Source organism: Micromonospora cynarisoli (assembly GCF_030518815.1).
GTDB classification, from domain to species: Bacteria; Actinomycetota; Actinomycetes; order Mycobacteriales; family Micromonosporaceae; genus Micromonospora; species Micromonospora wenchangensis.
Genome location: NZ_CP130426.1, coordinates 3,472,770 through 3,495,168 on the forward strand (window position 1 = coordinate 3,472,770; position 22,399 = coordinate 3,495,168).

Consider the following 22,399-nt stretch of genomic DNA (forward strand, 5'->3'; position numbering starts at 1 on the left):
TCGGCGGGACCGGGTCATGGTAAGCATCAGGCGCGACGGCACGCCGTGTCGCGTTTTCTCCGCCGGACACTGCGGGTAATGGGCGGACAGCATCGCGGCGGACCCGCCGCGGCGGGACGGGACGGACGGTGATGGCGATGACCAGTGGGGTGGCGGCCGGGGCGGTGGCCCCGGAGCGGACCGGGCCCGACCGGCTGACGGTGGGCGTGGAGGAGGAGTTCCTCCTGGTCGATCCGCACACCGGTGCCGCGGTGCCCGCCGTCGACCTGGTCATGGCGCAGGTGCCGGCCGAGTTGCGCGGGCAGGTGGAGCGGGAGTTCCAGACCAGCCAGATCGAGATCGGCAGCCCACCGGGGTTGGACCTGGGCTCGATCCGGCACTCGCTGGGCGTGCTGCGCGGCGCGTTGGCCGACGCCGCCGAGCGGGCCGGCGTCCGGGTGCTGGCGATCGGCACCGGGCCGGTGGCGGGACCGGTGCCGCCGGTGGTGGACAAGCCCCGCTTCGACCGGATGATCGCCCGGTTCCGGCTGCTGGTGCCCGGCCCCGGCAACAACGGCATGCACGTGCACGTGGGCGTACCGGACCCGGACACTGGCGTGCAGGTGCTCAACCACATCCGGCCGTGGCTGCCGGTGCTGCACGCGATGACCACCAACTCGCCCTTCTCGGAGGGCGTCGACACCGGCTACGCGAGCTGGCGTTCCGTGGAGTGGGAACGCTGGCCGTCGGTCGCGCCCACCCCGTACCTGGAGTCGTACGAGCACTACGAGCGGCTGATCAGGCAGTTGATCGCCAGCGGGGTGATGCTCGACGAGGGGATGCTCTACTGGTACGCCCGGCTGTCGGCGAAGTACCCGACGGTGGAGGTCCGCATCGGTGACGTCTGCCCGTCGGTGGACGACGCGGTGCTGGTGGCGGGGCTGGTGCGGGCGCTGGTCGCCACCGCGATGGACGACGTCGCGGCGGGCCGGCCGCCGGTGAACACCGACCACCACCTGCTGGTGGCCGCGCACTGGCGGGCCGCCCACGACGGGTTGGAGGGCGACGGCGTCGACCTGGCCAACGGCGAGCTGCGCCCGGCGTGGGAGCTGGTCGACCGGCTGGTCGAGCGGGTCCGCCCGGCACTGGAGGCGCACGGCGACCTGGCCGAGGTGACCGAACTGCTGGCCGGGCTGCGCCGGCACGGCACCGGGGCCGCCCGGCAGCGGGCCGTGTTCGACCGCTCGGGCCGGCTGGAGGACGTGGTCGCCGAGGTCGCCCGGCAGACCCGTGGCTGACCGGTCCGACACCGGCCGGCGGCACGACGTCGGCCGGCCGGTCGCCGGCCGACGTGCCGCTGACCGGCCCGGGGGCGACCCGCGCGTGGAAGACTGGGCGTCGTGACAGAGCGGCTGGTCGTGGTCGGTGGGGACGCCGCCGGCATGGCGGCGGCGTCCCAGGCCCGACGCCGCCGGGGCGTCGACGACCTGGAGATCGTGGCGTTCGAGCGGGGACACTTCACGTCCTACTCGGCGTGCGGCATCCCCTACTGGATCAGCGGGCTGGTCGAGGAGCGGGACGCGTTGATCGCCCGCGACCCGGCCACCTTCCGGGACGACTTCGCCATCGACGTACGGCTGCGCACCGAGGTCACCGGCATCGACCTCGACCGCCACGAGGTCACCGCCCGCCGGCTCGACGACGGTGGCGAGGTCCGCGAACGCTTCGACACCCTGGTGTACGCCACCGGCTCGGTACCCAACCAGCCCGACTGGGCCGACGGCGACGTCGACGGCATCTTCGGCATCCAGACCCTGGACGACGCGGCGGCGCTGCGGGCCTGGCTGGACGCCGAGCCGACGCCCCGCCGGGCGGTGGTGGTCGGCGGCGGCTACATCGGGGTGGAGATGGCCGAGGCGCTGATCCAACGCGGGCTCGCCGTCACCCTGGTCGAGCGGGCCGAGCAGCCGATGGCCACCGTCGACGAGGACATGGCCGGCCTGGTCGCCGAGGCGATGCGCGGGCTGGGCGTCGAGATCCGTACCGGTGTCACGGTCAGCGGGGTCGAGCAGCGTGACGGGCGGGTGTCCGCGGTGGTCACCTCCACCGGCCCGGTGCCGGCCGACGTCGTGCTCCTCGGCCTGGGCGTACGCCCCAACACCGCGCTCGCCGCCGCCGCCGGCCTCCCGCTCGGCCAGACCGGCGGCGTCCGCGTCGACCGCCGGATGCGGGTGCCCGGGGTGCCCGGCGTCTGGGCGGCCGGCGACTGCGTGGAGACCCTGCACCGGGTCACCGGAATGTCGGTGCACATCCCCCTCGGCACCCACGCCAACAAGCAGGGCCGGGTCGCCGGGATCAACATCGGCGGCGGGTACGCCACCTTCCCCGGGGTGATCGGCACCGCCGTGACGAAGGTCTGCGACCTGGAGGTGGGGCGTACCGGGCTGCGGGAGCGGGACGCCACGGCAGCCGGGTTCGAGTTCGTCTCGGTGATCGCCGAGTCGACGAACCGGGCCGGCTACTACCCGGGGGCCCAGTCGATGGCGGTCAAGCTGATCGCCGAACGGCCCACCGGTCGGCTGCTCGGCGCGCAGATCGTCGGCCGTTCCGAGGCGGCGAAGCGGATCGACGCGCTGGCCGTGGCGCTGTGGAACGAGATGACGGTGGACGAGATGACCGCCCTCGACCTCGGCTACGCCCCGCCGTACGCGCCGGTCTGGGACCCGGTGCTGATCGCCGCCCGCAAGGCCGTCGACGCCCTCGGCCGCTGAAGCCCCCACCTACCGCCTCACGCCGACCACCCCGCCTCGCCCGTCCCTCCGCCGCGCGGCGCTGCGGCGACGCGGCACATTGTGGAGAGTTGTTGTCGCCAGGGCGACAACAACTCTCCACAATGCATGATCTACTCGTCCGATGCGGATGCCTGGCGACGATGCCGCCGCCCTCGACTGGCTGCTCTTCACCCAGGCCGGGGTGGTGAGCTGGGCGCAGGCCACCACCGAACTCACCCCCGCCCGGGTACGGCACCTACTGGCCACCGGCCGCTGGGAGCGGGTGTGCCGGGGCATCCTGCGGGCCGGCGGTGGCCCGGTGACCATCGACCAGTCGCGCTGGGTGGCGGTGCTGGCCGCCGGCGCCGACGCCGTCCTGGCCGGTCTCGCGGCGGCCCAGGCGGGTGGGCTACGCGGGCGGTGGCGGCACGAGGCGCTGGACGTGCTGGTCCCGTACCAACGGCAGGCTCCCGACCTGCTGCGCCGGCTGCCTCTCGGGATGCCGGCGGTGCGGGTACGACGGACCCGGCACCTCGGCGACGAGGACCGGCAGCGGGGGCGGCCGGACCGCACCACGATGGCCCGCTCGCTGATCGACGCGGCTCAGTGGATGCACAGCGACGACGACGCCCGGGCGGTGCTTGCGGCCGGCTGCCAGCAGCGGCGGGTGACCCCCGGCGAACTCGACGCGGTGGCCCGTCGGCTGCCGCGCCTGCGCCGGTCGACTCTGATCCGGCACACCGTCGGCGACCTGGCCGGCGGGGCTGAGGCGCTGTCCGAGATCGATCTGGTCCGGCTCTGTCGCCGCCATCGCCTGCCCCGGCCGGAGTTGCAGGAACGCCGGCGCGACGCGGCCGGGCGCACGCGTTACCTGGACGCCTACTGGCGGTAGTGGGGGCTGCACGTCGAGGTCGACGGGGCACACCACATGGACGTCCGGCAGTGGGCGGCCGACCTGCGCCGGCAGAACGGCGTGTGGATCTCCGGGGACCGGATCCTGCGGTTCACCGCGTTCGACGTCCGCCACCGCCCCGACGAGGTGGCGGCCCAACTGCGCGCGGCGCTGACCGCCGCCGGCTGGTGCCCCGACCTCGCTTGATCGTGGGGAGTTGTCGTCGCCGGGACAGGACAGTCGCCAGGACAGCGATACCTGTCCTCGGTCGCCACAATGGGTCGGTGGAGATTCCGGCGGGGTTGTCGTGGGTGCGGCAGGTGCCGGAAGGGCGGGAGTGGCTGGCCACGCTGGCCCGGTGGCGGGACGAGTGCGCGCAGCAGTGGTCGCTGCGGCTCGGGCCGCCCTTCCCGTACGCGTTCGCCTCGCTGGCGATGCCCGCCGACCTGCCCGACGGCACCCCGGCGGTGTTGAAGTTGCAGTATCCGGCCCCGGACAGCCGGCACGAGGCCGACGCGTTGGCGCACTGGGACGGCGAGGCGGCGGTCCGGCTGCTCGCCCACGACCCGCAGCGGCGGGCGCTGCTGGTGGAGCGGTGCCGGCCCGGCTCGCCGCTGCACGAGTTGCCCGCCGACGAGGCGGTGGACGTGGTGTCCGGCCTGCTGCCCCGGCTGTGGCGGCGGGCGGCCGGGCCGTTCACCCCGCTCGCGGAGGAGGCGACGGGCTGGCGACACCGGCTGCCCGAGCAGTGGGACCGGGCCGGCCGGCCGTACGGGCGACGGCTGGTCGACGCGGCGCTGGACCAGCTCGACCGGCTGGTCGACACCCAGGGTGAACAGGTGCTGGTCAATCAGGACCTGCACGCCGGCAACGTGCTGCGGGCCACCCGGGAGTCGTGGCTGGTGATCGACCCGAAGCCGCTGCTGGGCGAGCGGGAGTTCGCGGTGGTGCCGATCGTGCGCGGGGTCGAGCTGGGGCACTCCCCCGAGGCGGTACGGCGTCGGCTGGACCGGGTCACCGGGGCACTCGGCCTCGACCGGGACCGAGTGGTCGGCTGGACGATCGCGCACTGCCTGGCCTGGAGCCTGGACGGCGACACGGTCTTCACCAACCAGGTCGAGGTGGCCCGCTGGCTCGTCGACGGCACGTAGGTGCCCCCGCCCGCGCTCAGCGTTGGCAGGTGGGGCACCAGTAGAGGTTGCGTCCGGCCAGCTCGCCCCGGCTGACCGGGCTGCCGCAGACGTGGCAGGGCGCGCCGGCACGGCGGTAGACGTACACCTCGCCGCCGTGCCGGTCGACCCGGGCGGGGCGGCCCATCGCCTCGGGCAGGTGGGCGTCGCGGACGGTGTCGATCCGACCGCGGGTCACCGCCACGGTCATCAGCGCCACCAGGTCGGCCCAGAGCGCCGTCCAGCCCGCCGGGGTGAGCTGCCGGCCGGGTAGCGTCGGCCGCAGGCCGGACCGGAACAGCGCCTCGGTCACGAAGATCAGCCCGGTGCCGGCCACCACCGACTGGTCGAGCAGCAGCGCGGCGAGCGGGGTGGGGCTGCGCCCGATCCGGGCGTACGCGCGCTCGGGGTCGGCGTCGGCGCGCAGCGGGTCCGGGCCGAGCCGGTCGCGCAGCGCCGCCACCTCGGGCGGGGTGAGCAGTTCGCAGGCGGTGGGTCCGCGCAGTTCCAGCCAGTGCCGGTCGCTGGCCAGCCGCAGCCGGACCTGCCCCACCGGTACGGGCGGCTCGCCGTCCCCGTCGGTGAACCTGCCGTACAGGCCCAGGTGGACGTGCAGGGTGCGCTCGTCGGCGTAGTGGTGCAGCAGGTGCTTGCCGTACGCCTCGGTGCCGTCGAGGACGGTGCCGGAGATCAGGGCGGTGCCCTCGGTGAAGCGGCCCTGCGGGCTGCTGGCGGTGACCTTGTCGCCGCCGAACAGCTCGGCGTGGCGGGCCGCGAGGCGGTGGATGGTGTGTCCCTCTGGCACGGGTGCCAAGGGTAGCCCGCCGTCCCGGCCCCGCCGCCGACGGTGCCGTCCGGGTGGCCGGAGTGTGGTCGATCGACGTACGGGGTACATCCGGGGTGTTCCCGCGTGCCGGCCACCGACCCTTCCGAGGGCTGCACGCATCGACGAGGAGGTGTGGTGGTGAACGTTCCTTCCCTCCTGCGCCGCCGGACGGCGACGCAGGACAGCAACGGCGACGGGGTGGTCGACGCGCGCGACGGGCAGCCGGTGGTGACCGACCGGGCGACGTACCGCAGCGGGTCGCTGGCCACCGACGGCGGGCGGACCGCCGACGACGAGCGGCGGGCGGCGGAACGCGGCGCGCTGGCGCGGGCGGCGACCGCCCGCAGCGCCGTGGACGGCACGCGGAGCGCCGCCGCCGCCCGGTCGACGACGGTCGACGACGAGCCGCGCACGCCGACCGACCCGATGCGGGTCACCGACCCCGCGCCGCGTCCGGTGCCGGACCGGCCGGTCGACCGGGACCGGCCGCCGGTTCCGCCTCCGCCCGCCGGCACCCGCCCCGCCGACGGGGTGGACACCGACGGAACCGGCCCGCAGCCGCCGGTGGTGGCCGGACCGAAGCCGAGGAGCAGCCTGCTCGCCACCTTCGGCCTGATCGTCTCGGTGGTGGGCGCGGGGTTCGTGCTCACCGGCACGCTGGCCGGGTACGGCATCGCCCTCGGCGCGTTCGGCGCGGTCTGCTCGGTGCTGGGGCTGATCGCGACCCGGCGTCGGCACGTGGCCGGCACCACCGACGCGCTGGTCGGCGTGCTGGTCGGCCTGGCCGCGGTGGTGCTGGGCGTGCTCGCCTTCACCGGCCAGTTCGACTGGCCGACCACCGACGGCGACTGGGTGGCCCGGTTCCGGGAGTGGCTCGACTCACAGTTTGTCGACCGGTTCTGAGGGCACATTTGACCCCGCCGGCGGTTCGCCGGCGACGTTGGACCAGCCGGCTCGCCGGCACCGCCCGACCAGCTCTGGTGGTTCACCAGCCGGGCACCCCACCTCGGGGGCAGCGGTTCGCCGCCACCGAAGCGCACAGGGGCCGTCACCTCCCGCCGGGGGTGACGGCCCCTTCGCCGTACGCCACCACGCAACGGATCGTCACCTCAGTCGGACCACACGCAACGAACCACCGCCTGACGCACGTTTCGGCGGTGGTTGTCGTACCGCCGGGCCGCATACCGTTGAGCCACGGCGCCAGCCCGTGGGCCACCGAGGCCGGGCGCGCCCGAGCCCGGGAGCAGGACAATGACGATGGACGCCACCAGCCAGCGCTTCCTGATGTGCCGGCCGACGTACTTCGCCGTCGACTACGCCATCAACCCGTGGATGGACCCGACCGCGCCGGTCGACGCCGACCTGGCGATCCGGCAGTGGGAGCAGCTCCGCCGCACCTACCTCGACCTCGGCCACACCGTCGAGCTGATCGATCCGGTCGCCGGCCTGCCGGACATGGTCTTCGCCGCCAACGGGGGCACGGTCATCGGCGACCGGGCGATGGCGGTGCAGTTCCGCGACCCGCAGCGCGCCGACGAGGCCCCCGCCTACCGGGCCTGGTTCGAGGCCGCCGGCTTCGAGGTGTACGACCCGAAGCACGTCAACGAGGGCGAGGGGGACGTGCTGCTGGTCGGCGACCACCTGCTCGCCGGCACCGGGTTCCGCACCGCGCACGCCTCGCACGCCCAGTTGCAGGAGGTCTTCGGCTACCCGGTGGTCACCCTGCAGCTGGTCGACCCGCGCTTCTACCACCTGGACACCGCGCTGACCGTGCTCGACGAGCGGACCGTGGCGTACCTGCCGGAGGCGTTCTCCCCCGGCAGCCGGGCGGTGCTGCGCCGGCTCTACCCGGACGCGATCCGGGCCGGCATGGCCGACGCGGAGGTGCTCGGCCTCAACGCGGTGGGCGACGGCCGGCACGTGGTGCTGCCCGCGCAGGCCACCGGGCTGGCCGCGCAGCTACGCGACAGGGGCTACCAGACCATCGGTGTCGACCTGTCCGAGCTGCGCAAGGCCGGCGGCGGACCGAAGTGCTGCACGTTGCGACTCCGTCAGGGAAAGGCGAGCCAGTGATCGAGGACATGCTGCGGACCCCGTCCGCCGTCCGGGACGCGGAGCGGTACACTGCACACAACTACCACCCGCTGCCGGTGGTGATCTCCTCCGCCGAGGGGGCCTGGCTCACCGACGTGGACGGTCGGCGCTACCTGGACTGCCTGGCCGGCTACTCGGCGCTGAACTTCGGCCACCGGCACCCGACCCTGGTCCGGGCCGCCCACGAGCAGCTCGACCGGCTCACCCTGACCAGCCGGGCGTTCATCCACGACCAGTTCGCCGACTTCTGCCGGGAGTTGGCCGCGCTCTGCGGCAAGGACCTGGTGCTGCCGATGAACACCGGCGCGGAGGCGGTGGAGACCGGCATCAAGGTGGCCCGCAAGTGGGGCTACCAGGTCAAGAAGGTCGCCCCGGGGCAGGCGAACATCATCGTCGCCGACGGCAACTTCCACGGCCGGACGACCACCATCGTCAGCTTCTCCACCGACGCCGACGCCCGCGCCGACTTCGGGCCGTACACGCCCGGGTTCACCGTGGTGCCCTACGGCGACCTGACGGCGTTGGAGGCGGCGATCGACGAGAACACCGTCGCCGTGCTGCTGGAGCCGATCCAGGGCGAGCAGGGCGTGGTGCTGCCGCCCGAGGGTTACCTGCCGGGCGTACGCCGGGCGTGCACCGACCGCAACGTGCTGTTCATCGCCGACGAGATCCAGTCCGGCCTGGGCCGGACCGGACGCACCTTCGCCTGCGACCACGAGGGCGTCGTACCGGACATGTACCTGCTGGGCAAGGCGCTGGGCGGCGGCATCGTGCCGGTCTCCGCCGTCGCCGCGGACGCCGACGTGCTCGGTGTGCTCCGGCCGGGCCAGCACGGCTCCACGTTCGGCGGCAACCCGCTCGCCTGCGCGGTCGCCACCGAGGTGGTCCGGCTGCTGGCCACCGGGGAGTTCCAGCGCCGCTCCGCCGAGCTGGGCGAGCGGCTGCGCGCCGGGCTGGAGGGGCTGCTCGGCAACGGGCTGGTGGCGGTGCGGGTGCGCGGGCTGTGGGCCGGGGTCGACATCGACCCGGCGCTGATGACCGGGCGGCAGGCGTGCGAGCGGCTGATGGACCGGGGCGTGCTGGCCAAGGACACGCACGGTTCGACCATCCGGCTGGCCCCGCCGCTGGTGATCACCGATGACGAGGTCGACCACGCGGTGGCGCAGCTCGCCGCCGTACTGGCCGGCTGAGGTTCTGCCGGACAGGGCACCGGTACCACGATGGTGCCGCCGCCCTGTCCGCCGGTGCGTCGGGCTCAGCCCTCGCGCAGCGGTCGCCCCACCTCGTGCAGGTGCGCCAGCCCCTGCCGGTACGAGTCGATCAGCCCGGTCTCCGTGTACGGGATGCCCTGCTCGGCGCAGTACGCCTTGACCAGCGGCTGGGCCCGGCGCAGGTTGCCCCGGGGCATGTTCGGGAACAGGTGGTGCTCGATCTGGTAGTTCAGGCCACCCAGCGCCTGGTCGACGAACCAACCGCCGGACACGTTGCGCGAGGTGAGCACCTGCTTGCGCAGGTAGTCGAGGTTGTCCTCGTCGGACGGCATCAGCATGCCCTTGTGGTTGGGGGCGAACGCGCACCCCATGTACAAGCCCCAGAGCCCCTCGTGGACGGCGGCGAAGAGCAGCGCCTTCACCGGTGACATCACCGCCAGCAGCAGGCCGACGTAGCCGACGGTGTGCACCACGAGCAGCAGCGCCTCCACGGCCCGATGCCGCATCGGGACCCGCCACCGGCCGTCCGGCTCCCGGCCGATCACCGCCTGGATGCTCGCCACGTGCAGCGCCAGCCCCTCCAGCAGGAGCAACGGGAAGAACAGCCACGCCTGCCGGCGGGCCATCCACCGACCGAAACCCCGGGTCGCCATCACCTGCTCGTGCGTCCACACCAGTGCGCCCGCGCCGACGTCGGGATCCTCGTCGGCGTGGTTCGGGTTGGCGTGGTGCCGGTTGTGCTTGTCCACCCACCAGCCGTAGCTGAGCCCCACGGCGAGATTGCCGGCGATCAGGCCGGCCGCCTCGCTGGGGCCGCGTCGGCGGAACATCTGCCGGTGCCCGGCGTCGTGCCCGAGGAACGCCACCTGGGTGGTGGCCACCGCCATCACGACCGCCAGCGGCAACTGCCACCAGGAGTCACCGACCAGCGCCACCAGCGCCCAACCGGCCAGGAAGGTGCCCAGGGTTCCGACGATGCGGGCCGTGTACCGGCCGGGACGCCGGCGTAACAGCCCCGCCTCGGCGACCCGGCGGGACAGGCGCGCATAGTCGCTGCCCCGCCGGGCGGTCGACGCTGCCAACGTCGAAGAACTCATCTGATGTCACCCTCCGGTGTCGCGGGCCGCACCCGATGTGCGACCTTGCGTCACCAAGCCTGGCGTCACAGACGAGACTGGACAATCCTTGTCGGCCCCCAGTCCGGGGTGGAGCTACCCCTACCGACCGCGGCCGGTAGGGGTCAGTCGCGCGGCAGCCGCATCGCCATGGTGGGTGCCTCGGCCATCACCGACGTCGGGGTGAACGCCGCACCGGTGGGCAGTTCCCGGGCCCGGCCGACCTGCACCCCGGGGTACAGCTCCACCATGTCCGCGCCGCCGAGCACCCGGGACTGCTTCGGGGTCAGCGGGACCCGGTCGGCCTCGGCCATCGAGCCGTTCGGCCGGATGCCGGAGCCGTTGGTGCTGACGTCGGTGACGATGACCTCGCCGACGCGCAGCTCGAACCGGACGTGGGCCCGGCTGATCCAGCGCCGGGCCTCGTCGTTGAGCCACTGCCCGAGCATCACGCCCCCGGTCTCGTCGGGGGCCCGGCCGACCGTCACCGGCTCGTCCTCGGTGAGGACGAACCGGCGGCGGATCAGGCCACCGATCCGGATCGCCAGCACCTCGCTGCGCGGGCGCGGCCCGGCGTCGGAGAGCCGGGCGCCGTGCCGGGGGCAGGTCGGCACGCCGTGGCGCAGGGCGGGCGGCGGCTGACCGGCCGGGGCCCGGTCCACCCGGGCCAGGTCGGCGAACGCCCCACCGCCCCCGCCACCGCCGAACAGCGCGCATCCCGGCTCCGGGCAGCGCCACTTCCGGGCCAGCAACTGCCCGCCGACCGGGGAACGGTCGCCCTCGACCGGCGTGTGCCCGCCGCCGACGTGCGCGACGAAGGCCGGGCCGCCCGCGCCGGGCACCGGCGCGACGACCCGTCCCGGCTGCTCCACCAGCCACGGGAACCGGCCACGCAGGCCGTCGAAGCGGACCCGGCTGACCACCGGCAGACCCAGCAGGTCGGCCACCTCCAGCATCCGGTCGCCCGGGTTGTCGAGCACCTCGACCAGGCCGTCGTCGGCCCACCGGCGGACCACCATCCGCTCGTTGGAGGTGAGGTCGGCGTCGGAGAGCAGCGCCCGGTGCACGATCGCGTAGACCGGGACGCTGTCCTCGGCCAGCTCACGGGAGAGCGCGTCGATCACCATGCCGAGCCGCAGCAGGCTGGCCGGGCGGCCACCGTCGAGATCCTGGTAGCGGATCACCTCGGCCAGGTCGAGTACCGCTCGGGCCAGGGACGGGTCGGTGCAGACCCGCCCCTCGATGGCGTCCAGCACCTTGCTGATCTCGAATCTCATCGCGCGCTCCGGAGGATGTCGTCGATCTGCCGGGCCGCCACCGCCGGCCCGGTCGGCACCTGCCCGCCGGGGTGAGCAGGCGCTGCCCTGGCACGACCCTACCGGTGCCCGGGTCAGCCCATCCGGCCCACCGCCGCGCGCAGCCGGGCCACGTCGCGCCGACGCCGCTCGTAGGTGGCGGCGAGGGTGATCAACGCCAGCCCGCCGACGGCCAGGTAGATCCAGCGGGGCAGCAGGTCCCAACCCCGGACCAGTTCGTGCACCGCGAGCAGGACGAGGGTGCCGCCGCCGAGCACCACCGGCGCCTGCCACCGCCGGCCCGCCCCGACCAGCACCACGGCCAGCGCGGCCCCGCCCAGCAGCAGCCGCCGCCACGGCTGCGGGTCCGGGGCCACCAGCACCGACACCAGGCTGGGCAGCAACCCGGCGGCCAGCCCGGGACCGAGGGCGAGCCAGCTGGTCAACCCGAGTCGGGCGCGCAGCGCGAGCAGGCCGGCCACCACCGTCAACCCGGCCGCCGGCAGGGTGTACGCCTCCAGCAGCACCACCTCGCCACTGATCAGCAGCAGCCACGCCCCGAGCAGCTCACTGCCACCGGCCACCGCCCCGAAGGCCCACCGCCGGCCGGCCGACTGGCCCGGGTACAGCACCCGCAGCGCCGCGGCGGCACCCCAGAGCACGCAGATCGCCGCCGTGTACCGGATCGCGCCGACGCTGAGCAGCAGGGCGAGCACGGCCACCGCCTGCGCGGCAGCCTCCAGCGCCCGTACGGTGAACGAGCCGCGACGGGCCAGCGCGGGTGCGCCGAGGAGCACCGCCACCGCCACCCCGAGCACCGGGAAACCGGCGGTGCGCAGCGGTAGGTCGGCGGCCAGCGGTGCGGTGAGCGCGAACCCGGTGGCCGCCGCGACGGCGGTCAGGAAGCCGAGCAGCCGTACCTCGGCCCGCCGGCCGATCGCACCGACCACCGCCGCCGTGACCACCAGCAGGGCGAGCCCGGCCAGCGTGCCGGCCCGGGTGGCGAGCAGCCCGACCAGGCCGGTGGCCGTCCACAGCAGACCGATCGGGGTGGTCACCGGCACCAGCAGCGCCCGGCCAGGCCGGTGGGTCGGTGTCGGCGCGGCGGCTCCGGGAACACCCGGGGCGGCCCCGTGGGGAGCGGCCCCGCCCTGGGCGGCGGGTCGGGCCGGGCCGGTGAGCGTGGCGGTGAGCAGGGCGGCGACCCCGACGAGCAGCACCGCCGCCGGCACCACCGGCCAGGGGGCGTCCGCGCCGAGCAGCAGCACGGGCAGCGCCGCCGCCCCGAACGGCAGCGCGGCGACGGCCGCCCCGGCCCGGTCGCCGGTGTACCTGTGGACGACCAGCGCGGCCGTGCCGGCCAGGACCAGCAGCGCCACCCCGACCACGGGGGCGCCGGGCGGACCGTCGCCCGTCGGCACCCCCGACCAGGGCCGCACCGGCGCACCGTAGGGGGCGACGAGCGCGGCCAGGGTCACCGGCGCGGCGGCGACCAGCGCCAGGCCGGCCAGCACCGCACCGGCCACCCGGCCCGGGGTCACCGGCGCGGTCCGTCGGTCGGCCGGCACCAGCGCGACGAGCGCCAGCGCGGCGTAGAACGCGAGCGGCTCCCCACCGGGTACGGCGGTCGGCGCGACCACGGCGGCGAGCGCCAGGGCGAGCGCCGCGCCGGCGTATCCGTCGAGGTCGGGCCGACGCCGACGCAGCGCGAGCAGCGGGACCAGCAGCAGCACGGCGGCGACGAACCCGGCCCGCAGCTGCCACCAGGCCGGTGCCCCGGCGGCCCGGGACGCGACCGACGCTCCGGCCGGCACGGTGAGCAGGGCGACCGTCAGCGCGACCCCGGCGACCCGGCCCGCGACGACGCTCGCCGGGCGGCCGGGTAGCGCCACCGCCAGCCCGGCGACCAGCACCACCCCGAGCGCCACCAGCATCCCGACCGGAGCGGCCGAGGCCACCAGCAGGCCGTGCCCGAGCAGTACCGCGGCCCCCGCCGCGCCGACCAGCACGCTCGGGGCACGCCGGCCGCGCAGCACCGCGACCGGCAGCAGCGCCGCCCCGACGACCAGGTCGACGGCGAGGGTGGCCGGCCACGGGGTGACCGTCACCGCCGGCAGCGCCGCAGCCGTGACCACCACCGTCAGCAGTACGGTCACCGGGCGGGCCGCCCTCGGCAGCAGCAGGAGGCCGGCACCGGCGGTGAGCAGGACGACGAGCGGCAACTGCCAGCCCCAGGCGAGGTCGGGCCCGGCGGCGGCACCCTGCCAGGCGGGCAGTGACCGGTCCACCGCAAGCGCCGCCACCGCCCACGTGGCGAGCACGACGACCTGGGCGGCACCGCCCACGACCAGCAGCGCGCCGACCCGGGGGCCGGTGCGGTGCCGCTGCGGCAGCAGCCGGACGGCACCGGCCAGCGCGGCGGCCACCAGACCGACGGCGAGCAGCAGGAACCCGGCCCGCAGTTCCGCCACCGGCCGCAACACCGCGACGGCCAGCAGCGGCACCAGCAGCCCGGCGGTGATCTGCCGGAACACCGTCGCTGCGGCGACCCGGGCCGCACCGGCCAGCACCAGGCCGACGAGGAGCAACGGCAGGCCGGCGAGGAGCGGCTGACCGCCGGCCCGGCCCAGCGCCAGCGGCACCAGGGCGCAACTCGCGGCGACGGTCAGCGCGCTGCCGAAGCCGAGCCAGCCGAGCACCCGGCCGGCGAGCACGGAACCGGACGGCCCCCCGCCGGCCGCCGGACCCCCGTCCGCCGGGGCGGTGGTGGTGCCCGACCCCCCGGCGGGCACCACCCCTCCCCCCGGACCCGCGACGGCCACGGCCGCTGCGGGTGACGCCGCCGCGGCCGGAGCCACAGCGGCGGGACCAGGCCCGGCCGCAGCCGGGGACCGGTGGCGCAGCACGACCACCACCGCGAGGTCGAGCAGCGCCACCCCGAGGAAGGTCAGCGTCCAGCCGGTGGCCCCCGGGCGGGACTGCGCGACCGCGAGCGGCAGCACCGGCTGGACCACGAACAGCGCCGCGAACCATGGCACGGTGAGCCGGCTGAGCAGGGCGTACCCGGCGGCGACCCCGGTGCTGACGCCGGCGACCAGGGCGGCGTAGCGGGTGGCCGGCCAGTCGGCGGTGCCGAACAGGTTCACCGACCAGGCGGCGTACCCGTCGAGGACCACCAGCAGCAGGCCGACGGCGGCGAACGTCTCGGCGGTGCCGCGCAGGCCACGCCACTTCGCCACCAGCGGCACCGCCAGGGCGAGCGCGGTGAACGCGGCCAGGATCAGCGCCCGGCCGGCCACCCCCACGGTGGCCCAGGCGACGGCGGTGAAGACCACCGCCGCCGTGCCGAGCAGCAGGCCACCGAGGACGAACAGCAGCCACTGGATCGTCCTGGTGGACGTCTCCGGGCGACCCGGAGTGTCCGACGCGGCCGGCGGAGGCACCGGCCCGGCCGGCGGCACGGCCCCGCCGGGCGCACCCGGCCGTACCGGCGTCCCCGGGCGCACCGGCGGAGCGACCGGACCGGGCGGGGGCCCGGCCGGCGCGGCGACCGGGGGGCCTGCCGGCGCGGCGGGGCGGGCGGCCGGCGCACCCGGGGCCGCCGCGCCGGCCGGGACCGGCGCGGGGATCTCCCGGCGGATGCGGGCCGCCAGCTCCGCCCGTCGGCGCTGCGCCGCGAGCAGTCGGGTGCCGAGCCCCTGGTACGTCTGCCGGGCCCGCTCGACCTCCCGGCCGAGGGCGACGATCTCCCGGTCCAACCGGACCACCTCGGCGGCGGGCGGGTACGGCCCGAGCCCGCAGCCGGCGCACCCACGGGTCAGTTCGGCGGGTGCTCCGCAGCGGGGGCAGGGGTAACCGGTGTTCTGCACCCGGCCATCCTGCCGGTGGGCCGCAACCGGAGGCCAGAGTGCCCGTACCTAGGTGCGGGTGTTCTCGTGCACCCAGGTGGCGTACGCCGCGTCGCCGCTCTCGACATGGGTGACCAGGATCTCGGGCACCTCGTACGGATGGTTGGACCGGATCTGGGCGACCAGCGCCGTGGCCCGGTCCGGGGCGGTCTTGAACTGCACCGACCACTCGGTGCTGGTCTCCACCCCGGCCCGCCACCAGTACGTGCTGTCGACCTGGCCGCCGACCTGGGCGCAGGCGGCCAGTCGCCCGGCCACCGCGGCAGCCGCCATCAGGTCCGCGACGGAGCGCGAGTCCACCACCGTCGTCACCACGCAGATCCGGTCCACCTGCGCACCCTACGCGGGAACGGCGGCGAACCGGTCGACCGGCACGGTGCGTTCACCGCGCCGTCACGCTGTCCCGGTTGTCGGCGATCCACCTGTCGATCCGGTCCCACCAGTCGAAGAGCCAGTCGATCCGCTCCTGCCGGCCGGTCGGGACGTCCTCCGGCGGCACGGACCAGAAGCGCATGACGATCCGTTTGTCCATCGGCAGTTCGCGCCACACGTCGGCGACGGTGAGCATCCGGTCCAGACCGGTGTGCGCCACGAAGATCACGCCGGCCTCCGGGGCGGCGTCCAGGGCGGCGAGCACCCCGCCGGGCTGCGGGGCGAGCACGTGCTGCATCCGCTCGGCGCGGACCGCCATCCGTTCCAGGCCGAGCGCACGCAGCTTGGCGATGGCCCGCAGCCGCCGCCCGGGGGTGAAGTTACCGCCCTCCGGGAAGATCACGAAGGCGTCGTCGTCGTCCAGCCCGGTCGCCAGGTGGCCGATCTGCCGGACCGCCGACCCCTTTCCGTCACCGGGGGCGATGAACCGGTTGGGCAGGCGGTTGAGCAGCACGTCGATCGCCGGGTCCCACTGGAGCGCCGCCTTGAGCACGATCCGGGGCTCCCGCTGGAACCAGTTGACCAGGGAGTGGATCAGGATGAACGAGTCGCCCGGGCCGGCGTGCCGGCAGAGCACCAGTTCCGGCCGGCCGGGCAGGGCGGTGTCCGGGTCGGTGCCGACCACGTCGATGCTCAGCCGCAGCGTCCACCGGGCCTGCCAGAACAGCACCCGCAGGAACCAGCCGGCGAGCACGTAGTGCGCCCGCTGGAAGGCCGGCGTGCGCTTCCACCTGCCGAACCCGCAGGCCAGCCAGAGCACGAAGAGGGCGACCAGCGCGGCGGCGTCCCAGACCAGGTAGACGCAACCGATCCAGAGCAGCCGCAGCGGACGCAACCGGCCCGGCACGAACGGCGACGCGGCCAGCGCGAGCAGCGCCCAGACCGGCACCGTGGTCAGCACCGTGAACGCGAGCAGGATCACCCCGGGCGCGAACAGCAGCCGGCGTACCCACCGAGGGGGCAGCGGCATCAGCGGTCCAGGCTCGCCAGGTAGTGCCGGGACGCGGTGTAGGCGCGGCTGATCCGCCGCCCCACCGCCGCCATGTCCCGGTACGCCCACGGGCTGTCGTCGCGCGGCTCCAGCCCGCCGGTCGGCAGGACGTGCACCCGTACCCCCTCGGGCAGGGCGGCCATCTCGCGGGCGAACCGGTGCCGGCGGGCGATCTCGAACGCGACCTGGGCGATCTCCCACGGCCGGCGGGGCGGCGTCAGCTCCCGTTCGATCCGCCCCACCTGGAGGACGAAGATCTGCGTCGCGCCGACGGCAACCGCCTCGCCGATCGGGATCGAGTTGACGATCCCGCCGTCTATGTAGTGCTGGCCGTCGATCTGTGCCGGCGGCAGCAGCCCCGGCACGGAGGCGGAGGCGAGCACCGCCGACACCAGTGGTCCGGTGTGGAACCAGTGTTCGGCGGCCCGCTCGATGTTGGCCGCGCAGCAGCGGAACGGCACCTTCAGGTCGGCGAAGGTGGTCTCCGCGCCCAACTCCCCCTCCAGCAGCTTGCGCAGCGGCCGGGGCGAGTGCAGGTGGGTACGGGCGGCGAAGCGGCGCAGTTGCCGGGCGACCGAGTCGCCGTACACCTCGCTCGCCTCCGGGGAGGCCCACAGCCGGACCAGCCGGTCGGTGACCGCCTCGGACGGGTCGGCGGCGACCAGCGCGCCGTTGACCGCGCCGATCGAGGTGCCGAGCACGACGTCGGGGCGGATCCGGGCCCGGAACAGGGCACGCAGCATCCCCACCTCGACCGCGCCGAGCACTCCCCCGCCGCCGAGCACGAACGCCACCGGACCGCCACTCATGCCGTTCATCCTGGCACGCCACCGCCCGTGACCGTGCCGCAGCCGCCGGTCACCGCCGCGCGCCCCGATCCGCGGTGGCGGTGGGCGAATCCACCACTGCGGAGGGTCATCGGGCAGCTGGACAACCGTTGACACGGGGGACACATTCCCGCAACCTGACACCACCCCGAACCCCAGGCAGGTGCGAACACTGATGGCAGCCCTGAACGCCGGTAGGTTGCTGGCCCGCAGGTACCGGCTACTCGACAGGATCGGGGCCGGCGGGATGTCGGTGATCTGGCGGGCCCGCGACGAGGTGCTCGACCGGGTCGTCGCGGTCAAGGTGCTCGCGCCGTCGCTGGCCGCCGACGCCCGTTTCCGGGACATGGTGCGCGAGGAGGCGCGGTCGGCCGCCCAGCTGGTCCACCCGCACGTGACCGCGGTGCACGACTACGGCGAGGCACTCGCCCCGGACGGCGAGATCACCTCGTTCGTGGTGATGGAGCTGCTCACCGGCGAGGAGCTGGAGCACCGGTTGAGCGAGGGGCCGCTGCCCTGGCCGGAGGCGGTCGAGGTGGGCGCCCAGGTGGCCGAGGCGTTGGCGGCGGCGCACCGGCTCGGCATCGTGCACCGGGACATCACCCCGGCGAACGTGATGATGACCCGGATCGGCGCGAAGGTGCTCGACTTCGGCATCGCCACCCAGGTCGGCACCCCCGACGACGACGAGGACGGCGGCACCTTCGGCACCCCGGCGTACGTCGCGCCCGAGCGGTTGGACGGTGCGCCGGCCCAGCCGTCGACCGACGTCTACTCCCTCGGCGTGCTGCTCTACGAGACGCTGACCGGCCAGCCGCCGTACCCGGCGGAGACCTGGGAGCAGCTCGCCACCGCGATCGCCGACGAGCGACCGCCGGTGCTGGACGGCGTACCGGGGCTGCCCCCGGTGGTGGTCGACGTCTGCCTGCGCTGCCTGGCCCGGGACCCGCACGAACGGCCGACCGCGCACCAGGTCGCCACCGCCCTGCGCGACCAGTTGCTGCCGGGTGACCCGCAGGCCGCCACGATGCTCGCCCCGACGGTCACCCTGCCCGCCGTCCCCGGGGCCGACGCCCCGGGCGACCGGCCCACTACCCCGGCCGCCGGAACCGGCCCGGCCGTCGTCGGCGCGGCAGCGGGCGGCGCGGCAGCGGGCGGTGGATCGGTGGCCGATGCCGGCGAGGCGGGCGGTGCCACAGCGGGCCCCGGTGACGGCGACGCGGCGACCGGACGGGCCGGGGTCGGCGGTGCCGTCGGTGGCCGTGCCGCGGCGACGGCGACGCTGGACACCGGCACCTCGGGTGCCCGGCACGGCCGCCACGGCGGCCCGGATGGTGACGGCCCCGAACCAGAGCTGCTGCCGCCCTCGCGCCGCCCGCTGGTGGCGGTGGGGGTACTGGTCGTGCTGACCGCGGCGGCGGTGCTCCTGCTCGCCCCGCTGCTGGAACCCGGCACCCACACGCCGCCGGTCGCCGGGCGCAGCGAGACCCCGGTGACCGAACCGTCGCCGTCACGCACCCAGCCGGCGGCGGAGCCCACCCCGCCGCCGGCCCCCCGACGGGCCACCACCGCGCCCGCGCCGTCGCGCCCGCCGGTCACCACCCCGGGCGGGGGCCAGGGCGGCGGCGGGCTGACCGAGGCGGCCGACCGGATGCGCCGGCTGATCGACGACGGGGTCCGCACCGGCGAGGTCCGTGAGGACGTCGGCCTGGACCTACGCAACGTGCTGGCCAATCTGACCCGGTCCGCCGCCGAGGGCCGCTCCGACGTGCCCGCGCAGGTGACCGCGCTCCGCGAGAAGGTCACCCGCCGCGTCGACGAGGGGGGCATCACCCCGGCGTACGGCCGGCAGCTCGACGCCGCCGTCCGGGATCTGGCCGCGACCACCGTCTGACCAGCCGCGTACCCGTCAGCGGCTACGCGACCCGACGGGCCGGCGCAGCGGCGGGGCGGCGCCGAATGCGACGGCCCGGTAGACCGCCTCGTAGCCGTGGGCCATCCGCTCGGTGGAGAAGTGCTCGGCCACGTGCGCGGTGCAGGCCGCCGGGTCGAGCCGGATCACCTCGCGCAGGGCTGCCGGCAGTTCCCGGGCGTCGTCGCGGACCAGCCCGGTCACGCCGTCGACCACCACCTCGGGCACCGCGCCCCGGCGCAACGCCACCACCGGCGTGCCGGTCGCCATGGCCTCCACCATCACCATGCCGAACGGCTCCTCCCACTGGATCGGCATGATCAGGCAGCGGGCGTCGGCCAGCAGCCGCAGGGTCGCCTCCCGGTCGGCGTTCATCACCACGTCGACGTCGTGGCCCAGCATCGGCTGGACCACCTCGGCGAAGTACCGGCGCTCGGCGGGCTCGTTGCACTTGCCGGCCAGGGTGAGCGGAAGGCCGGCCGCCCGGCAGGCCCGGATCGCCGTGTCGGGGCCCTTGTCCGGGCTGAACCGGGCCAGCCAGAGCACCGGGCCCCGGCTGGGTGCCCGCTTGACCGGCAGGTCCCGGCTGTCGAGCGCGTTGTGCACCGTACCCACCCAGGGCAGGGCGGGGTTGGCCCGCCGTTGGGCGTGCGAGATCGCCACCAGGCCCACCCCGTGGTCGGTGTCGCCGAGCACCGTCCCGTACTCGCCGACCGGGTTGCCGTGCACGGTGGCCACGGTGGGCACCGCGCGGCGGGCGGCCACCAGCGGCCCGATCGTGGTGTGGTCGTGGATCACGTCGAAGTCGGCGGCGGACACCAGCCGGTTGATCCGGGCCAGGTGGGCCAGCTCCGGCAGCGCCTCGCCGAGCCGGTCGTACTGCAACTCGTCGATCGTGGAGACGAAGTCGGCGGTGGTGCCGTGCTGCCGGCCCGCCCCGAAGACGGTCACCAGGTGGCCGTGCCCGACCAACGCGTCCACCAGCCCGTGCACCACCTGCTCCAGCCCGCCGTACCCGGGTGGTGGCACCGACAGCCAGGGTGGCACGAGCATCGCGACCCGCAGTGGCGGCCCGGACGGCGGACGTTCCGACGGACGGTGGGTCACTGCCACGAATCCTCCCCCGTTGTCCCGGTCCGGCAGGTGTGTCCGGCGGGATCAGCGGCGTTTTCCCCCTGGCCGGACACCCAAACGTCCCCCTTGGCCGGACACACCTGACGTCCCCCCTTGGCCGGACACGCAGACGCGCCCCGGCCGGGCGGGGCCCGTCCGGGGCGCGTGCGGCGGCGGGCGGTGGAGCCAACCCCCTTGGCTCCGCCGCCCGCCGCCCGGAGGAGGCAGGTCTTGTGGTTACGACGTCTCGGCGAGCGTCACGGTTGCGGTCGCCTCGGCACCATTTCGCTTGTAGGTCACCTGGACCCGGTCGCCGACCTTGCCGGCCTGCACCGCGCCGACCAGATCGTTGGAGTCGTTGATCACCTTGTCCCCGAACTTGGTGATCACGTCGCCGCGCTGGATGCCGGCCTTCTCGGCGGCGCTGCCCCCGGCGACGGAGGCGACCAGCGCACCGCCGTCCTCGGCCGCGTTGACGCTGACCCCCAGGGACGGGTGGCTGATCTTCTCGCCCCGCTGGAGCTTCTCGGCGACGTCCTTGGCCTTGTTGCTCGGGATGGCGAAGCCGACCCCGATGTTGCCGGTGCTGCCCTGCCCGGCGGTGGCGATGGCGGTGTTGATGCCGATCACCTCGCCCCGGGTGTTGACCAGCGCGCCACCGGAGTTGCCCGGGTTGATCGGGGCGTCGGTCTGGAGCAGGCCGGAGATCGAGCTGGCGCCGCCCTGCGGGGACTGCTGCGGGCCGTTGCCGCTGCCGGCCTGGATGGTGCGGTCCCGCGCGCTGAGGATGCCGGCGGTCACGGAACCCTGCAGGCCGAGCGGGCTGCCCAGGGCGAGCACCTGGTCACCCACCTGCATGGCGTCGCTGTCGCCGAACTTCGCCGCCTTGAGGTTGTCGATGCCGCTGGTCTGGACCACCGCGAGGTCGGTCTTCGGATCGGTGCCGACGATCTTGGCGGGGGCGGACTTGCCGTTGGCGAAGACCACCCGGACGGCATCCCCGGAGGCGGAGGCGACCACGTGGTTGTTGGTCAGCACGAAGCCGTCGGAGCTGAGGATCACGCCCGACCCCTCACCGCTGTCGGTGATGATCGAGACCACGCTGTCCTGCACCGACGCGGCGATCTTCGGCAGGTCGGCGCTGTTGATCACAGGCGCGGCCGAGTAGTTGCGGGTGATCCCGCCCCGGTCGCCGTCGACCGCCAGGGCGAGCGCGCCACCGGCCACACCGGAGCCGAGCATCAGGGCGAAGACCGCCACCCCGGCGCCGACGAACTTGGCCACCTTGCCGGCCTGCGGTGCCGGGGTGGGCGCCCACGGCGGGGTCGACTGACCGGGGTGCTGCGGCCCACCCGGGCCACCCTGCCCCGGGTAGCCGGCGGACGGCTGGCCCACGCCGGGCTGGCCGTAGCCGACGGCTGACTGACCGGGGTAGCCGACCGACGGGGTACCCGCCCCCGGCTGGCCGGGACGGTGCTGGCCGGGGTAGCCACCGGCCCACCCGGACTGCTGCTGGCCGGGCTGGTAGCCGGCCGACGGGTACTGCCCCGCCGGGGAGTGGCCCGGGTAGCCGGTGGAGGCGGGATAGCCGGGCCGGTACGCCTGGTCGCCGCCACCGGACGGGTACGAGGTCTGCGGGTACGGCGTGGCGCCGGGCGGCGCGTACGGCGACGCGGGCGGCGCGTACCCCGGTCCGGGGGTGGCCGTGCCGGCCGGCTCCCCCGCGGTGCCGGCGGCCTGACCGGGGGTGTTGGCGGTGTCGGACTCGCCGCGCGTGGCGCGGGACGGCTCGGCGGAGGGTTGCGACGGCTCGGCGTCGGGGGCAGCCGGCCGACGCTGCGGGTCGGTCTCGAACTCGGTCATG

At 75.2% G+C, this 22,399-nt stretch carries 18 protein-coding genes; 9 read left to right on the forward strand and 9 right to left on the reverse strand.

What is annotated here, in order from left to right:
• Nucleotides 1-137: 137 nt before the first annotated feature.
• The 5 genes from Q2K16_RS14675 (at nucleotide 138) to Q2K16_RS14690 (ending at nucleotide 4,793) form a co-directional block, all read left to right on the forward strand.
• Nucleotides 138-1,277 (forward strand): carboxylate-amine ligase, encoded by a 1,140-nt coding sequence (locus tag Q2K16_RS14675; RefSeq protein ID WP_302746069.1) that lies wholly within the window; start codon nucleotides 138-140, stop codon nucleotides 1,275-1,277.
• Nucleotides 1,278-1,379: 102 nt separating this feature from the next.
• Nucleotides 1,380-2,750 carry an FAD-dependent oxidoreductase gene (locus tag Q2K16_RS14680; protein WP_302746070.1) on the forward strand — a complete coding sequence of 457 codons (1,371 nt, stop codon included), beginning with the start codon at nucleotides 1,380-1,382 and terminating at the stop codon, nucleotides 2,748-2,750.
• Nucleotides 2,751-2,892: 142 nt separating this feature from the next.
• Nucleotides 2,893-3,642 (forward strand): hypothetical protein, encoded by a 750-nt coding sequence (locus Q2K16_RS14685; RefSeq protein WP_368052551.1) that lies wholly within the window; start codon nucleotides 2,893-2,895, stop codon nucleotides 3,640-3,642.
• A 6-nt stretch (nucleotides 3,643-3,648) separates the two neighbouring features.
• A complete protein-coding gene (locus Q2K16_RS33025; RefSeq protein WP_368052568.1) occupies nucleotides 3,649-3,849 on the forward strand; it encodes a DUF559 domain-containing protein in 201 nt (66 codons plus the stop codon).
• Between the two features lie 77 nt (nucleotides 3,850-3,926).
• The gene (locus tag Q2K16_RS14690) at nucleotides 3,927-4,793 is read left to right on the forward strand and encodes an aminoglycoside phosphotransferase family protein (RefSeq protein ID WP_302746071.1); all 867 of its coding nucleotides are present in this window, start codon (nucleotides 3,927-3,929) and stop codon (nucleotides 4,791-4,793) included.
• A gap of 16 nt (nucleotides 4,794-4,809) precedes the next feature.
• Here the strand turns inward: Q2K16_RS14690 and Q2K16_RS14695 are convergent, their stop codons facing one another.
• A complete protein-coding gene (locus Q2K16_RS14695) occupies nucleotides 4,810-5,616 on the reverse strand; it encodes an Fpg/Nei family DNA glycosylase (RefSeq protein ID WP_302746072.1) in 807 nt (268 codons plus the stop codon).
• A gap of 159 nt (nucleotides 5,617-5,775) precedes the next feature.
• Between Q2K16_RS14695 and Q2K16_RS14700 the strand changes: the two genes are divergently transcribed.
• The 3 genes from Q2K16_RS14700 to rocD all read left to right on the forward strand — a co-directional run bounded on the left by Q2K16_RS14700 (nucleotide 5,776) and on the right by rocD (nucleotide 8,921).
• Complete coding sequence (locus Q2K16_RS14700; protein WP_302746074.1) at nucleotides 5,776-6,540, forward strand: UbiA prenyltransferase family protein; 765 nt, start codon at nucleotides 5,776-5,778, stop codon at nucleotides 6,538-6,540.
• Nucleotides 6,541-6,894: 354 nt separating this feature from the next.
• Nucleotides 6,895-7,710 (forward strand): dimethylargininase, encoded by an 816-nt coding sequence (gene ddaH / locus Q2K16_RS14705; protein WP_302746490.1) that lies wholly within the window; start codon nucleotides 6,895-6,897, stop codon nucleotides 7,708-7,710.
• Nucleotides 7,707-8,921, forward strand: coding sequence for an ornithine--oxo-acid transaminase (gene rocD, locus Q2K16_RS14710; protein ID WP_302746075.1), 1,215 nt, complete (start codon nucleotides 7,707-7,709; stop codon nucleotides 8,919-8,921). Before ddaH ends, rocD begins: the two co-directional genes overlap by 4 nt.
• A 65-nt stretch (nucleotides 8,922-8,986) precedes the next feature.
• Here the strand turns inward: rocD and Q2K16_RS14715 are convergent, their stop codons facing one another.
• From Q2K16_RS14715 to Q2K16_RS14740, 6 genes are all read right to left on the reverse strand, one after another.
• Nucleotides 8,987-10,039, reverse strand: coding sequence for a fatty acid desaturase family protein (locus Q2K16_RS14715; RefSeq protein WP_302746076.1), 1,053 nt, complete (start codon nucleotides 10,037-10,039; stop codon nucleotides 8,987-8,989).
• A gap of 143 nt (nucleotides 10,040-10,182) precedes the next feature.
• Nucleotides 10,183-11,334, reverse strand: a complete 1,152-nt coding sequence (locus tag Q2K16_RS14720; protein ID WP_302746077.1) for an FHA domain-containing protein — start codon at nucleotides 11,332-11,334, stop codon at nucleotides 10,183-10,185.
• Nucleotides 11,335-11,447: 113 nt separating this feature from the next.
• Entirely contained in the window at nucleotides 11,448-15,221 is a 3,774-nt protein-coding gene (locus Q2K16_RS14725) for an SCO7613 C-terminal domain-containing membrane protein (RefSeq protein WP_302746078.1), read from the reverse strand.
• Nucleotides 15,222-15,269: 48 nt separating this feature from the next.
• A complete protein-coding gene (gene cutA, locus Q2K16_RS14730) occupies nucleotides 15,270-15,590 on the reverse strand; it encodes a divalent-cation tolerance protein CutA (protein ID WP_302746080.1) in 321 nt (106 codons plus the stop codon).
• Nucleotides 15,591-15,642: 52 nt separating this feature from the next.
• Entirely contained in the window at nucleotides 15,643-16,662 is a 1,020-nt protein-coding gene (locus Q2K16_RS14735) for a 1-acyl-sn-glycerol-3-phosphate acyltransferase (protein WP_302746082.1), read from the reverse strand.
• Nucleotides 16,662-17,492, reverse strand: coding sequence for a patatin-like phospholipase family protein (locus tag Q2K16_RS14740; RefSeq protein ID WP_302746084.1), 831 nt, complete (start codon nucleotides 17,490-17,492; stop codon nucleotides 16,662-16,664). Before Q2K16_RS14740 ends, Q2K16_RS14735 begins: the two co-directional genes overlap by 1 nt.
• Before the next feature lie 193 nt (nucleotides 17,493-17,685).
• Here Q2K16_RS14740 and Q2K16_RS14745 point away from each other — a divergent pair, with 193 nt between their 5' ends.
• On the forward strand, nucleotides 17,686-19,404 hold the full coding sequence (locus Q2K16_RS14745; RefSeq protein ID WP_302746086.1) for a serine/threonine-protein kinase: 1,719 nt from the start codon (nucleotides 17,686-17,688) through the stop codon (nucleotides 19,402-19,404).
• Between the two features lie 15 nt (nucleotides 19,405-19,419).
• Here the strand turns inward: Q2K16_RS14745 and Q2K16_RS14750 are convergent, their stop codons facing one another.
• Together Q2K16_RS14750 and Q2K16_RS14755 are read right to left on the reverse strand one after the other, a co-directional pair.
• A complete protein-coding gene (locus Q2K16_RS14750) occupies nucleotides 19,420-20,529 on the reverse strand; it encodes a glycosyltransferase family 4 protein (RefSeq protein WP_489671919.1) in 1,110 nt (369 codons plus the stop codon).
• A gap of 243 nt (nucleotides 20,530-20,772) precedes the next feature.
• Nucleotides 20,773-22,398 (reverse strand): S1C family serine protease, encoded by a 1,626-nt coding sequence (locus Q2K16_RS14755; RefSeq protein ID WP_302746087.1) that lies wholly within the window; start codon nucleotides 22,396-22,398, stop codon nucleotides 20,773-20,775.
• Nucleotide 22,399 lies beyond the last annotated feature (1 nt).

Bases quoted from the DNA above. Each gene is read 5' to 3' on its own strand.
- Q2K16_RS14675 (WP_302746069.1), top strand. From the start codon at position 138: ATGACCAGTGGGGTGGCGGCCGGGGCGGTGGCCCCGGAGCGGACCGGG.
- Q2K16_RS14685 (WP_368052551.1), top strand. From the start codon at position 2,893: ATGCGGATGCCTGGCGACGATGCCGCCGCCCTCGACTGGCTGCTCTTC.
- ddaH (WP_302746490.1), top strand. From the start codon at position 6,895: ATGGACGCCACCAGCCAGCGCTTCCTGATGTGCCGGCCGACGTACTTC.
- Q2K16_RS14715 (WP_302746076.1), bottom strand. From the start codon at position 10,039: ATGAGTTCTTCGACGTTGGCAGCGTCGACCGCCCGGCGGGGCAGCGAC.
- Q2K16_RS14720 (WP_302746077.1), bottom strand. From the start codon at position 11,334: ATGAGATTCGAGATCAGCAAGGTGCTGGACGCCATCGAGGGGCGGGTC.
- Q2K16_RS14735 (WP_302746082.1), bottom strand. From the start codon at position 16,662: ATGCCGCTGCCCCCTCGGTGGGTACGCCGGCTGCTGTTCGCGCCCGGG.
- Q2K16_RS14740 (WP_302746084.1), bottom strand. From the start codon at position 17,492: ATGAGTGGCGGTCCGGTGGCGTTCGTGCTCGGCGGCGGGGGAGTGCTC.
- Q2K16_RS14745 (WP_302746086.1), top strand. From the start codon at position 17,686: ATGGCAGCCCTGAACGCCGGTAGGTTGCTGGCCCGCAGGTACCGGCTA.
- Q2K16_RS14755 (WP_302746087.1), bottom strand. From the start codon at position 22,398: ATGACCGAGTTCGAGACCGACCCGCAGCGTCGGCCGGCTGCCCCCGAC.